The sequence below is a fragment of the Acinetobacter gandensis genome (genome assembly GCF_001678755.1).
Taxonomy (GTDB): domain Bacteria; phylum Pseudomonadota; class Gammaproteobacteria; order Pseudomonadales; family Moraxellaceae; genus Acinetobacter; species Acinetobacter gandensis.
Genome location: NZ_LZDS01000029.1, coordinates 104,578 through 118,393, shown reverse-complemented (window position 1 = coordinate 118,393; position 13,816 = coordinate 104,578). Strand labels below are relative to the sequence as shown.

The 13,816-nt window shown below is 39.9% G+C and carries 13 protein-coding genes and 1 pseudogene; 1 reads left to right on the top strand and 13 read right to left on the bottom strand.

The genetic code is table 11. The features are described from left to right. Positions 1 to 90 precede the first annotated feature (90 nt). The 13 genes and pseudogenes from rplI to ppsA all read right to left on the bottom strand — a co-directional run bounded on the left by rplI (position 91) and on the right by ppsA (position 12,803). Positions 91 to 537 carry a 50S ribosomal protein L9 gene (gene rplI, locus A9J31_RS14110; protein WP_067767320.1) on the bottom strand — a complete coding sequence of 149 codons (447 nt, stop codon included), beginning with the start codon at positions 535 to 537 and terminating at the stop codon, positions 91 to 93. Between the two features lie 9 nt (positions 538 to 546). After that, positions 547 to 774 (bottom strand): 30S ribosomal protein S18, encoded by a 228-nt coding sequence (rpsR, locus tag A9J31_RS14105; RefSeq protein WP_004278792.1) that lies wholly within the window; start codon positions 772 to 774, stop codon positions 547 to 549. A gap of 12 nt (positions 775 to 786) precedes the next feature. Further along, positions 787 to 1,173, bottom strand: coding sequence for a 30S ribosomal protein S6 (gene rpsF, locus A9J31_RS14100; RefSeq protein ID WP_004696436.1), 387 nt, complete (start codon positions 1,171 to 1,173; stop codon positions 787 to 789). Positions 1,174 to 1,338: 165 nt separating this feature from the next. Further along, positions 1,339 to 2,078 (bottom strand): annotated as a pseudogene (locus A9J31_RS15975) (DUF3142 domain-containing protein). Positions 2,079 to 2,203: 125 nt separating this feature from the next. Further along, positions 2,204 to 3,742: a PA5441 family protein gene (locus A9J31_RS14090; protein WP_342669187.1), complete on the bottom strand. Its 1,539-nt coding sequence runs from the start codon at positions 3,740 to 3,742 to the stop codon at positions 2,204 to 2,206. Positions 3,743 to 3,744: 2 nt separating this feature from the next. Beyond that, positions 3,745 to 4,251 carry a hypothetical protein gene (locus A9J31_RS15930; RefSeq protein WP_342669186.1) on the bottom strand — a complete coding sequence of 169 codons (507 nt, stop codon included), beginning with the start codon at positions 4,249 to 4,251 and terminating at the stop codon, positions 3,745 to 3,747. 97 nt (positions 4,252 to 4,348) lie between these two features. Beyond that, the gene (gene cyoE / locus A9J31_RS14085) at positions 4,349 to 5,227 is read right to left on the bottom strand and encodes a heme o synthase (RefSeq protein ID WP_067767318.1); all 879 of its coding nucleotides are present in this window, start codon (positions 5,225 to 5,227) and stop codon (positions 4,349 to 4,351) included. Positions 5,228 to 5,237: 10 nt separating this feature from the next. Continuing rightward, the gene (locus A9J31_RS14080; RefSeq protein WP_067767316.1) at positions 5,238 to 5,564 is read right to left on the bottom strand and encodes a cytochrome o ubiquinol oxidase subunit IV; all 327 of its coding nucleotides are present in this window, start codon (positions 5,562 to 5,564) and stop codon (positions 5,238 to 5,240) included. Next, positions 5,564 to 6,184, bottom strand: coding sequence for a cytochrome o ubiquinol oxidase subunit III (cyoC, locus tag A9J31_RS14075; RefSeq protein ID WP_067767313.1), 621 nt, complete (start codon positions 6,182 to 6,184; stop codon positions 5,564 to 5,566). Before cyoC ends, A9J31_RS14080 begins: the two co-directional genes overlap by 1 nt. A gap of 4 nt (positions 6,185 to 6,188) precedes the next feature. Next, positions 6,189 to 8,177, bottom strand: a complete 1,989-nt coding sequence (cyoB, locus tag A9J31_RS14070) for a cytochrome o ubiquinol oxidase subunit I (protein ID WP_067767311.1) — start codon at positions 8,175 to 8,177, stop codon at positions 6,189 to 6,191. A 3-nt stretch (positions 8,178 to 8,180) separates the two neighbouring features. Continuing rightward, entirely contained in the window at positions 8,181 to 9,248 is a 1,068-nt protein-coding gene (gene cyoA, locus A9J31_RS14065; RefSeq protein ID WP_067767308.1) for a ubiquinol oxidase subunit II, read from the bottom strand. A 303-nt stretch (positions 9,249 to 9,551) separates the two neighbouring features. Then, positions 9,552 to 10,343: an RDD family protein gene (locus A9J31_RS14060; RefSeq protein WP_067767305.1), complete on the bottom strand. Its 792-nt coding sequence runs from the start codon at positions 10,341 to 10,343 to the stop codon at positions 9,552 to 9,554. A gap of 81 nt (positions 10,344 to 10,424) precedes the next feature. Next, entirely contained in the window at positions 10,425 to 12,803 is a 2,379-nt protein-coding gene (gene ppsA / locus A9J31_RS14055) for a phosphoenolpyruvate synthase (RefSeq protein WP_067767300.1), read from the bottom strand. Positions 12,804 to 12,956: 153 nt separating this feature from the next. Between ppsA and ppsR the strand changes: the two genes are divergently transcribed. Then, a complete protein-coding gene (gene ppsR, locus A9J31_RS14050) occupies positions 12,957 to 13,793 on the top strand; it encodes a posphoenolpyruvate synthetase regulatory kinase/phosphorylase PpsR (RefSeq protein ID WP_067767296.1) in 837 nt (278 codons plus the stop codon). Positions 13,794 to 13,816: the final 23 nt, after the last annotated feature.

Below are 13,816 nucleotides of genomic sequence, written 5' to 3'. Positions count from 1 at the left end.
ATGAAGACTTGAAAAACAATAATTTGCTTAATATTTTTTATACAGATAAAAAAAGAGCATGCCAAGGCATGCTCTTTTTTTTGCAGGAAATTACTCAGCTACGATAGTAACGAGAACTTCAGCAACAACATCATGATGCAATTGGATTGCGATGTTGAATTCACCAGTGTTGCGAAGCGCACCATTTGGTAAACGAACTTCTGCACGGTCTACAACAAGACCAGCATTAGTCAATGCGTCTGCGATGTCGCGAGTACCGATTGAACCGAATAGTTTACCTTCGTCACCAGCTTTAGCAGTGATAACGATGTTAACTTCGTTCAATTGGTCAGCACGAGCTTGAGCAGAAGCTAATACTTCAGCTTCTTGTTTCTCAAGTTCAGCACGACGAGCTTCAAAAGCAGCAGTGTTAGCTTCAGTTGCAGCAACAGCCTTACCTTGAGGGATAAGGAAGTTACGGCCGTAACCAGCTTTAACAGATACTTTATCACCTAGTTTACCTAGGTTTTTAATACGTTGTAATAAGATAATATCCACAGCTCAACCTCACTTATGATTGTCAGTGTAAGGGATCAAAGACAAGTAGCGAGCTTGTTTAATAGCTAACGCTAATTGACGTTGGTAACGAGCTTTAGTACCTGTAATACGGCTAGGAACAATCTTGCCGTTTTCAGTGATGTACTGTTTTAAAGTGTCGATATCTTTGTAGTCGATGTACGTAACGTTCTCAGCTGTAAAGCGGCAGAACTTGCGACGACGGTAAAAACGTGCCATGTTATGTTCTCCTTATGCTTCAGCAGAGTCTTGAGCTTGTTGTGCTTCTTCACGTTGAGCTTTACGCGCACGTTTTTCTTCAGCACTCTTAGCCAATAGTGACTCTTCAGTGATAGCGTTTTCACGACGGATGATAAGGCTACGAATGATTGCATCGTTGTAACGGAACAATTCTTCTAGCTCATCAAGAGTAGTTTGACCACACTCAACATTCATAAGAATGTAGTGAGCTTTGTGGATCTTGTTGATTGGGTAAGCCAATTGGCGACGGCCCCAGTCTTCAAGACGGTGGATTTGACCTTCAGCTTCTTTGATGTGAGTTAGGTAACGTTCTACCATACCCACAACTTGATCGCTTTGGTCTGGATGTACCAATAGTACGATTTCGTAGTGACGCATTGTCAGCTCCTTACGGTTTAGGCAGCCCCAACCTATAATTAAGTTGAAGCAAGGAGTCACAACCAAAGTTGTGTCGCATTAATTTGCGAAGCCTGAATTTTAGAGCGTTTAAGATTGAAATACAAGGTATTCAATAAAAAAGCCCTAAATAATTTCAGGATTAGTTCAATCAGCCTGACGAAGTAAAAATACGATATAGCCTTTGAAATTTCGGTCATTTGTTAAATGGAGTGGAGCTTGCCACTTCCCATGTTGCACTACACCAATTTTATAGGGCAATTTAAGTTTTGAAATTTTAGCTAAGTAACTCGCATAATTTGGAATGGTCGTTGAGCCTTGATAAGTTTGAATCGCAATTTCGTCAATATTTTGTCGAAGTAGTGCAAGGGTGGATTGATCACGAACATTTGTCCAATCTAATAAGCCGGTAATACTTAAACGATAATGTTTCGGCAAATGCTGTCTAAATTTTGCAAGAAATTCGGCATATTGCTGAATATTTTGAGTACGTGCATCAAAATCTATCTGTAAGCCTTGTATTTGATTGTCTTGGCTTTCCCACTGCTGAAGCCATTGGACAATTTGTTGAATATTCTCCATTGACCAATTTAAATGATGGCTACGAACAACTAACCAAATATTTTGATTAGGTTTTTTAGGATTAAAATCCCTTGATGACTAAAATCCGAGCGTTTTTGGGCCCGATTCCAATTGATTTCACCTTGTAAAATATAAAGCTCTTTGGCTTGCTGTAAGTAAGTGGCGCTGCTGATATTTCCCCAAATCCAAAAACTTGAGTACTCCGAAGCATCTACAATTGTTTTATTTGTAGTTGAAGCTGTATGACGCTCTAAGTCTTTGGGTGACGTTTGTTGCGGCGTACAAGCACATAGTAATAGGCTCATGCATAACAAGGCACAAATGTTTATTAAAAATCGTGCTACATGTTTTGGCATAAATTTTACCAATAATATTTTAATGATTTTGCTCAGCCTGTATCAGGATAATCACGTTTTATTTGGTCATACCATTATTTACGAAAAGGTTTAGCAACATCTGAATCTTGACACTCATTGATGCCACTAGGTGCATAACATTGTATCGCACGAAATAGTGCATAAGCCGTTAATTTAGTTTTCTGATTTTGCTTGATAATCTCTTTATAGGTATTTCCACGGGCAAAGTCAGTGCCTTTAAAGCTAAGTAGAGAGTTGTCATGCGGATAACCTAAGTTAACAAGGTCATAGGCTTGTGAACTACGGCTATATTCACCTAGGCAAACTTTGAGTGTGAGATCTTTTGGATTTGTTTGGAGCTGCTTAGTTAAAGTGAATAAATCATGGCACTGGATAGCGTTGCTAATCTTTGTTCCTTTCCAGATGAAATTAGCAAAAGGTGGTTGATGACTGAATTTATCCAGCGAGTTTTCACCTGAATGGTATTGTGCTGCATTGTTGGGTAATGCAGTAAAGGCTTGATTGAATAGTGGGTAATTTTGAAAAGCTAATGATTTATTCAGTACTGTATAAAGTGCTACATTTTTTTGATCTTGAGTGGCATTTGGACTTTTAATAACGTGCATTAAACTGGTTTCGTCGGCAGCATCTATCAAATATTGCTTTTGTAAAAAGGCTTGTTTAATTTTGGCATTTGAACCAATAAATTGGTTTAAATTTTGTTGTTTCGCATAGTGTGGATATAACATTAACTCGGCTGTGCCACGTTGCTCAGCAGTTTTGCTTATTGCAAGTAAGTTTTCCCAATATTGCTGGGCATTTTTGCCCGACTGAGTATTTTCTAAAATTCGACCTTTTAAAAGTAACTGACTGAGTTGCAAATAGTTGTTGATGCTATTTGGCATCGTCTGAGGTAAGTATTTCAACGCTTCCAATGGTTTATTTTGCACATAATACAAATGGTTGGCTTGTAAATATTGAAACAGTTCAGGTTGATCTTTAAAAATATTTTTCTGCGTATTTAATTCATTCCACGAAATAATCACATCATCATCCGCTTGTTTCTTTCGCATGTGCATCAAATCATAAATACTCAGAAAAAATGGATTTTTTAAATGTTTGATATTGAAATGTGAAGATTGAAAAACGTGTCGATCCATTTCATGAACTAGATTAGGCAGTTCTAAGTTGTAGACACTTGATTTGGGATTATTGAGTTGCCAAACATATTCGTTTACTAATAGATCATGCTTAGCGCTTAACCAAAAACCACGACGTAGATAACCACGCGCACTTGCGGCGTATAGTCCTAGAGGGTAGAGCTTAAAATATTGGGTAATTGTATTAAAAAAATTTGTGACTAACTTTTGATTGATTTTGCTGTGATCGAGATCGCCATATTCAGCCACACCACTTTGATAGGCTTCATTGAGTGAACTACGAATTAGCATATATTGTGATGTTTCTTTTAGCCAAGCAGAGTCGACTTGTGTTAATACGGTGTAAATTTTAGTAGCTGTTGGAAAGTTAGTATTATAAAAAGAAATAGTGGCGTTTAAATAAGATGCATATTGGCGAGCAGTAGAAGACCAACTGGGATTTACTTGAATCAATGCTAATGTTTCTGCACATTGATCGATCTTTTGACGTTCAGGATCAAGCTTTGTTTTTCAGTTGCAGAAAGTTTAGCTTCTGCTTTCACTTGCTGAATAAATGCCTCAGAACCGTACAATAAACTATTACAATGTTCATTGTAGCTTAAGGCAGGAATGTCTTGTGCTTTTCGTACATTCGCCGTTTTATTTGTACTCACACTCAGCATAGTTGATGCTTCAAAGGGCACCTTACTATACGAAGCCATCCATAAGGTTGATTTTGTTTCGGCAATTTTGATTTTTGCTAAACCGAGATCGCTGAGCAAAAGAAGCATATTAACTTGGTTGTCATTTGCAGGGGTTAAGGCGGGAAGTGACTGGCAAGCCGTATATTGATTGCTCTGAACTTCTGTCGAAGGTTCACAGTAATTATCGACACCTGCTTGGCTTGCTGTGCTGTAAAAAATAGAAAAAGGAATCAAAGAATAAAATAAAGCTTGATTGAATAATTTGAGTGAAGTGTTCATTTGCGCAGTGGTTTATTGTTGTTGGCGCAATGGTAGCAAGTCATTATTCTAAACAAAAGCGAGATGCAAAAAAAAGATAGAGATGACTCTATCTTTTTTAAAACAGAACGAAATTTGTTGCTGGCGCTGTGGAGGTAAAGCTAAAGCAAATACTGATTATTGTAATCAAAATTACAGAGAACAAGAAAAAGCGTTTTGCCCAAACTTGATCATTTTCAGCTTTGAAGCCCAATACACCAATATAAAACCAATAAATACAAAGTGCATTTAAAATAACCAAGTACAGCCAATTTGCATAACCAAATACAAATAGCAAATTCATGGTAATGGTAAATAAAACAACATAAATCAATGATTCAATTTTGGTACGTTGAATAGAGCGTGCCACAGGTAGAATCGGGATACCTGCATTTTTATAGTCATCGAAACGGTACACTGCAATTGCCCACGAATGTGGCATTTGCCAAAGTGCATATCCAATGAAAATAAGTAGCGCAGCAATATCAAACTGGTTGGCAACAGCGGTATAACCAATTACAGGAGGGCTAGCCCCTGAAATACTGCCAATCACGGTTTGATGAATTGTTGTTCGTTTTGTCCATAAGCTATAGAAAACAACGTATACGACAAAACCAATAACAGCAAAAAGGAAAGCGTAAGCATTTACCCAAAACCACAAAATGCCAAAACCTAACACACCGAGTACCAATGCATAAACATAAGCAACAGGTTCTGAAATGGTTTTTTTCACTAACGCACGATTTTGTGTGCGTTGCATTTTGATGTCGATGTCTTGATCAATAACATTGTTGACCACACATCCTGAAGCAACAACAAGGGTTGTGCCTAGAAGGGTAAGAAGCAGGAGAAGGAAATCTACAGAACCTTGAGTGGCTACAAAGTAGCCACCCAAAGTGGTAACGAAGTTACCAAAGAGAATTCCTGGTTTAGTCAGGAATAAATACTTTTTCAGCATGACGACCAGTTTAGATCATCATGTTGAAGTGAAGGTAGTTCATAATCCACACTGAACCTACTAAAAGAATAGCAATTGTGAGGATTGTATAAACAAATGCAATCACGTTCCAGCGTTGCTCTGAAGAAGAGTTCATATGCAGGAAGTAAACTAACTGAATAAGAATCTGAGCAATCGCAGTAATCGCGATTACGGCAACTAATAAACCACGGCTAAAACCACCTGCCATTACCATACCGAATGGAATTACGGTAAGTAGGACAGAAAGGATGAAACCAATCGTATATTGTTTAACGTTACCGTGAGCTGCACCAGCAGAGTTATGATCGTGACTCATTAGATAACTCCCATCAAGTAAACAACGCTGAATACACAGATCCAAACGATGTCAAGGAAGTGCCAGAACAAGCTTAGGCAAGCAAGACGACGAGTGTTTGGAAGTGTCAAACCATATTTCTTGATTTGGAACATCAACACAAGCATCCATACCAAACCAGAAGTTACGTGAATACCGTGCGTACCAACTAGAGTAAAGAACGCAGATAAGAACGCACTTGTGCTTGGGCCATGACCAGCATGAACTAAATGATTGAATTCATAAAGTTCCATACCAATGAAGGCTGCACCGAATACCCAAGTAACTGCTAACCAAGTTAAAACTTGATTAACATTTTTCTTGTATGCTGCAAGAACAGCAAAACCAAAAGTTACAGAAGAGATAAGAAGGGCGAAAGTTTCAGTTAAAACGAAACCTAAAGATTCACCAAATAGCTCTTTTGCACTTGGAGTGTCCACTGGAACGTGGCTACTTAATACAGCGAACGCGATGAAGAGTGTCCCGAAAAGAACCAAGTCACTCATCAAGTAAGTCCAGAAACCAAAGACAGTGATGTCAGTATCATCATGATGATGATGTTCGTCATGTCCGTGGTTGTCGTGATGAAGTACTTCAGCCATTGTCTTAGTCCTTCTTCAAATGTTTTTCAAGAAGCGCGTAGCGTTCATTTTCAATACGTTCAACTTCTGCAGCTGGAACATAGTAGTCCACTTTCTTAGTGAAAGAAGAAACGATGAAGCTGATAATTGAAGCAATGAAAGTTACAACGACTAACCACCAGATATGCCAGATTAATGCGAAGCCCATAACTGTAATAAACATTGCAATTACGAAACCTGCCGCACGGTTTGTAGGCATATGGATGTCTTCGTATGTAGTTGGCTTAGCGTAAGCAACACCATTTTCTTTGTCAGTCCAGAAAGTATCAATACCATTGATCTTTGGAAGGTAAGCAAAGTTATAGAATGGTGAAGGAGATGAAGTAGCCCACTCAAGAGTACGACCATCCCAGATATCGCCAGTAACGTCCATGTTGTCTTTGCGTTGAAGGAAACCAACAACAATTTGCATAACAAAACAGAAGATACCGATAGCAACAAGTACAGAACCGAATAACGCGATCGCTAAGTACGGATCCCATTCAGGGTTGTCATATGTATTCAAACGACGAGTCATACCCATGAAACCAAGGATATAAAGTGGCATGAATGCAAAGTAGAAACCGAAGAACCAGAACCAGAATGCTGCTTTACCCCAAGTTTCATTTAACTTCCAACCAAACATTTTTGGCCAGTAGAAAATGATACCCGCGAACATCGCGAATACTACACCACCAATAATTACGTTATGGAAGTGAGCGATAAGGAATAAAGAGTTGTGTACTAGGAAGTCCGCTGGTGGAACTGCCATTAACACGCCTGTTAAACCACCAATACCGAAAGTCACAAGGAAGCCAAGTGTCCAAAGCATTGGAGTTGTATAGGTGATACGGCCCTTGTACATAGTGAATAACCAAGAGAAGATTTTCACACCAGTAGGGATCGCAATGATCATGGTCATGATACCGAAGAACGCGTTAACGTTGGCACCAGCACCCATTGTAAAGAAGTGGTGAACCCATACAACCAGTGAAAGAACACCAATTGCTACAGTTGCGTACACCATTGATTTGTAGCCGAACAACGCTTTGCGTGAGAACACAGCAGTAACTTCTGAGTAAATACCAAAAGCAGGTAATACCAAGATGTAAACTTCTGGGTGACCCCAAGTCCAAATCAAGTTTACATATAACATTGGGCTACCACCCATGTCATTTGTAAAGAAGTGGAAGCCGAAGTAACGGTCAAGTGAAAGCATTGCAATAGTCGCAGTCAAAACTGGGAAAGTTGCAACGATAAGCACTACAGTAACTAATGCAGTCCAAGTGAAAATAGGCATGTCCATAAGTTTCATGCCAGGCGCACGCATTTTGATGATGGTAACGAAGAAGTTAACACCAGTAAGAAGCGTACCTAGACCAGAAACCTGAAGTGCCCAGATATAGTAGTCTACACCTACACCTGGAGAGTATTCGATGCCAGAAAGTGGAGGGTAAGCCATCCAACCTGTTGCAGCGAATTCACCAATTGCAAGAGAAGCCATCATCAAGCCCGCAGCGCCGGCGAATAACCAGAAGCTTAGAGAGTTTAATAATGGGAATGCTACGTCACGCGCACCAATTTGAAGTGGTACAGCAACGTTCATTAAACCAACAACTAGACCCATTGCTACGAAGAAGATCATGATTACGCCGTGGGCAGTAAAGATCTGGTCATAGTGTTCTGGGTGTAAGTAACCTTCACCGCCACCTTTTGCAAGGAACAGTTGAAGACGCATCATAATCGCATCGGCAAAACCACGCACAAGCATGACAATTGACACGAGGATATACATGATACCAATTTTTTTATGGTCTACAGATGTGAACCATTCGTTCCACAAGTAGCCCCATTTTTTAAAGTAGGTGATACCAGCAACAACTGCGATACCGCCAAGGATCATCATTGCAACAGTAACCAACACGATTGGATCGTGTGGAATTGCATCTGGTCCTAACTTACCTAATAAGCTCATGTCTTATTCCCCTGCAACAGTCGCATGTTCAACGCCTGCATGAGCTTCAGAAGCAGCAGCTTCGTGTCCAACAGTAGCTGTATGATCAGCACCGTGGTAGTTACTCATGTATTTATTGATCACTGATTCGAACAATTTAGGTTCTACTGAAGAGTAATAAGTCACTGGATGTGGCTTAGTAGGGTAAGGCTTCATTGCTTCAGCTTTAGCCTTTTCTTCAGGAGTAGTTGCTCTAGCAACTAAAGCTTCGATCTGATGTTTAGAGCGGTCGCCGTCTTTAAGAGTTTGGAATTCAGCTTGGTCTAAAACAGTTTTTTGAACTGCTTCAGGATTTACTGAAGTACCATTACCAGCTTTAACAGCAGAAACCCATTCAGCAAACTGAGCGTCAGTCACAGAGTGAGCGCGGAAGCGCATTTGTGAGAAACCGTAACCTGAGTAGTTAGATGAGAAACCACGGAAGCCTTCAGCAGGACTAAGTTCGTCAGCTAAAAGGTTCAGGTGAGTTTGCATACCTGCCATAGCATAAATCTGACCACCTAACGCAGGGATGAAGAATGAGTTCATCGTAAAGTTAGATGTAATACGAAGCGATACCGGAGTTTTCTCTGGGAAACGCATTTCGTTTACAGTCGCGATGCCTTGTTCAGGGTAGATGAAGATCCATTTGAATTGTTCAGCAATAACTTGAACAGTTAAAGGAGCTTTATCTGACTCGAGTGGACGGTAAGGGTCATACTTGTGGGAACCCCACCATGTTAATGCCGCTAAAATACCAATAATAATGACAGGAATACCCCAAACTACAACTTCAATTGCAGTCGAGTGTGCCCAAGTAGGTTTATAGTCTGCATCTTTATTTGACGCGCGATATTTCCAACCAAACCATAACGCCATAAGTGCTGATGGAATAACGACCAACAACATTAGGTAGATCGCAGTAAGCATGAGGTTTGATTGACCTTCAGCAACTGGACCTTTTGAGTTTAGAAGTACCATATCACCACCACACCCAGTTAAGAGTGCAGCGATCGCAGATAAAGACAATACAGCTAAAATTGTTTGTCTCATTTTACAACCTCGGTGAAGAGTCCCATTCCCTAAATTTAAAATTTGGGATAGCGAATAAAGTGTCGCATGATTGTGATTTTTTCAGACATGAAAAAACAGTCACAATGATGCGACACCGCTACGTTGTAGGGCATTATGCCTGATATCGGCAAACTAAGCTATACATAAACATGCTTTAAATGACTGTATTAAAACCCTATTTTGCTAGTCGGGATTGTATTTTTTTTATCTAAATTTTATTTTAATTTCAATATAATGCACAAAAAAGGGATGAAAAAATCATCCCTTTTGAAAAATGCTAAGTTATTGATTTATGACTTTAGTTTTTGCCAACTTGTCGTGCAAAGTTTGGCGTTTTTGTCCAAAGATAAACAACGAATCAATAATTACACTGAGAGGCATAGATAAAAAGTTTAAGAAAATAAATAAAACACTGCGTAAAGTGAAGCCACGCATTAAGTTTACTTGCTCATGTGTTTCGGCATCTACAATCTTAATTTTGGTGATTTTTTTTCCAATACTTTGACCTGACTTAGCAATTAAATAAGCCTGAATAAATAACATGATAAAGATGTAGGCAAACATTGCGATCCACGCTTGGTTTGGAAACATATCCATCATTTGTGTCTGTAAATTTTGCAATACTGTTGGTTCAACATTTGGTGTCATTACCGCTTGCATAAACTGTTCATTTAAACTTGCGAATTGTGATTTTTCTTCTGTATTAAAAAAACCTGTCAAAATGAAAGTCGCAGGAATCCAAAGGAGTAAATCGACTATTTTAGCCAATACGCGTTTAGGAATACTTGCTAGGCTAACAGACTGATTTTGTGCCTGTGAATTTGTAGAAGTATAACTTTGCTGTGTGTTATTTGGACTTTGCTCGAAAGGCGTCGTTGGTGCAGGAGCTACATAACCTTCAGGCGTGTACACATGCTGACCTTGAGTAAGTTCACCCAAAGCTTTCCATTCGCTCATGCCTTGATGCCAAACGAGATCCGTTAACAAAACTTGCTGGCTTGCAAGCATTTGGTTGAGTTGCTCAAGTGAATAAGGACCTGCTTGTTGATTATTTCGCGCCAAGTAAATCTGCATAAAACTAATGTCTCAAAAACGTCTATAAAAGTATAAATAAAAAAAAAGACCCACGTGTGGGTCTTTTTTTAACACAGTTTATTAAGCTTGTTGAGCTTTTTCTTCAGAAAGGAAGAACCATGTGTCTAATACTGAGTCTGGGTTAAGTGAAACAGATTCAATACCTTGTTCCATTAACCATTGTGCAAGATCAGGGTGATCTGAAGGGCCTTGACCACAAATACCTACGTATTTACCCGCTTTACGGCAAGCATGAATTGCCATAGAAAGTAATGCTTTAACCGCTGGATCACGTTCATCAAATAGGTGAGAAACGATACCAGAGTCGCGGTCTAGACCAAGTGTTAACTGAGTCAAGTCGTTAGAACCGATAGAGAAACCATCGAAGTGTTCAAGGAACTGTTCAGCCAACAATGCGTTGGTCGGAAGTTCACACATCATGATCACTTTAAGACCGTTTTCACCACGTTTAAGACCGTTAAGCGCTAATAATTCAATTACACGTTTCGCTTCAGCAACAGTACGTACGAAAGGAATCATGATTTGAATGTTAGTTAAGCCCATTTCGTCGCGTGCTTTTTTCAACGCGCGGCATTCTAATTCGAAGCAGTCACGGAAGTTATCAGACACATAACGGCTAGCACCACGGAAGCCCAACATTGGGTTTTCTTCTTCAGGTTCGTATAACTTACCACCGATTAAGTTCGCATATTCGTTTGACTTAAAGTCAGACATACGAACAATCACTGGTTTGTCAGCGAAAGCAGCAGCAAGCGTAGAAATACCTTCAACTAGTTTTTCAACATAGAATTCGATAGGTGATGCGTAACCAGCAGTACGTGACATTACAGCAGCACGAGTTTCACGTGGAAGGCTGTCAATGTTAAGTAGTGCTTTAGGGTGAACACCGATCATGCGGTTGATGATGAATTCAAGACGTGCAAGACCAACACCTTCGTTTGGAATTTGAGCGAAGTCAAATGCACGGTCAGGGTTACCTACGTTCATCATAATTTTGAACGGTAGAGTAGGCATTGATTCAATCGAGTTACGTTGGATTTCAAAATCCAAAGAGCCTTCGTAAATAAAGCCTGTATCACCTTCAGCACAAGAAACAGTCACTTCTTGACCATCAGTCAATACTTCAGTCGCATTACCACAACCAACAATTGCTGGAACACCAAGCTCACGTGCAATGATTGCAGCGTGACAAGTACGACCACCACGGTTTGTTACAATCGCAGCAGCACGTTTCATTACTGGTTCCCAATCTGGGTCAGTCATGTCAGATACAAGTACGTCGCCGTCTTGAACTTTATCCATTTCTTTGATTGAAGTTACGATACGTACGCGACCAGAACCAATACGTTGACCGATTGAACGACCTTCACAAATTACGTTGCCTTTTTGCTTAAGCAGGTAACGTTCCATTGTGCCTACATTTTGGCGGCTCTTCACAGTTTCAGGACGTGCTTGAACGATGTAGATTTGACCGTCGTCGCCGTCTTTCGCCCATTCGATGTCCATTGCAGAACCGTAATGGTTTTCAATGATTAACGCTTGTTTCGCAAGTTCTTGAAGTTCATGATCGTTCAAAGCGAATTGCTGACGATCCGCTTTTTCAACATCAACAACAACAACTGATTTACCAGCTGCGCCTTCTTCACCATAAATCATTTTTTGATGTTTAGAACCAAGGTTACGACGTAATACAGCATGTTTGCCTGCATTAAGAAGTGGTTTAGACACATAGAATTCGTCAGGGTTTACAGCACCTTGTACAACCATTTCACCCAAGCCATAAGAAGCTGTGATGAAAACTGCGTCGCGGAAACCAGATTCAGTATCTAGTGTAAACATTACACCAGCTGCACCTGTTTCAGAGCGAACCATACGTTGAACACCAGCAGATAACGCAACAACGTCATGTGCAAAGTTTTGGTGAACACGGTAAGAAATAGCACGGTCATTATAAAGTGATGCAAACACTTCTTTGATTGCAACAAGAATATTGTCGATACCACGGATGTTCAAGAAAGTTTCTTGTTGGCCCGCGAAAGAAGCGTCTGGTAAGTCTTCTGCAGTAGCAGATGAACGAACGGCAACCGCGATTTCAGGGTTGCCGTTTGAAAGTACTGTGAAAGCTTCACGGATTTCTTTTTCAAGTTCTGCTGTAAGCGGAGTGTCTACAATCCATTGGCGGATTTTAGCGCCTGTTTCAGCCAATGCATTTACGTCATCAACATTCAAGGCTGCAAGTTCAGCATTGATTTTAGCGTTTAGGCCGCTTTGCTCGAGAAATTCACGATATGCTTGAGCTGTAGTAGCAAAACCACCAGGTACCGATACACCAGCATTTGATAAATGGCTGATCATCTCGCCCAATGATGAGTTTTTCCCACCAACGAGTTCAACGTCGTGTTTCCCTAATTTTTCTAGACCAATTACGCGCGCTTCCAAAGTTGTTACTCCACTTTTGCAGTATTAATCACTATCTTGGCATGAAATTATAACAAAAAACTTAGCATTTTGATTTTACTAAGTGACAGTCATGTAAGATGGTTTACTATAAAGATTATATAGCACTAAGACAAATGTTTAAGGAGAATTTTAATGTCGGAAGGTAAACAGATTAAGCGTAGTGTTTTCTTTATTTCTGATGGTACTGCGATTACTGCTGAAACCCTTGGTCATTCACTGTTAGCACAGTTTCCACATGTTGATTTTGATATCCACATTATTCCTTACATTAGCTCTGAAGAAGCTGCGACTAATGTCGTAGCAGAAATTAACTTACGTGCGCAGCAAGATGGTGAAAAGCCACTGGTTTTCGATACGCTTGTTGACCCGTATGTACGTGACATTATTAATACTGCAAATGCAATAAATCTTGATGTTTTTGAAGGGCTTATTAGTAAATTGTCTGATGAATTGGGTACTGCACCTACGACTTTAGTCGGGCAAACCCATGCGGTAACAGATTCTGAGTCTTATAAAGCACGTATTGATGCAGTACATTTCGCTTTAGATAACGATGATGGTGCGCGTACACGTCATTATGATAAGGCAGATTTAATTTTGATTGGCGTCTCTCGTTCGGGTAAAACACCAACGTCAATTTACTTGTCATTACAATTTGGTATTCGTGTTGCGAACTATCCACTAACTGAAGAAGACTTGGACGACAACCGTTTACCGGCAGTATTGCGTGAGCATAAACATAAACTATTTGGCTTAATGATTGACGCAGAGCGACTTGTAGCGATTCGTAGTGAACGCAAAGCGAACAGCCGTTACGCAAGTTATAGCCAATGCCAAATGGAATTACGCGCAATTGAAGGCATTTATATTTCAGAAGGTTTGAAATATTTGAATGTTTCTGAGATGTCTATTGAGGAAATTTCGACTCGTGTACTTCAAATGACTGGATTAAAACGTCGTATTGGTTAATCAAAAAAAGAGCCATTTCGGTG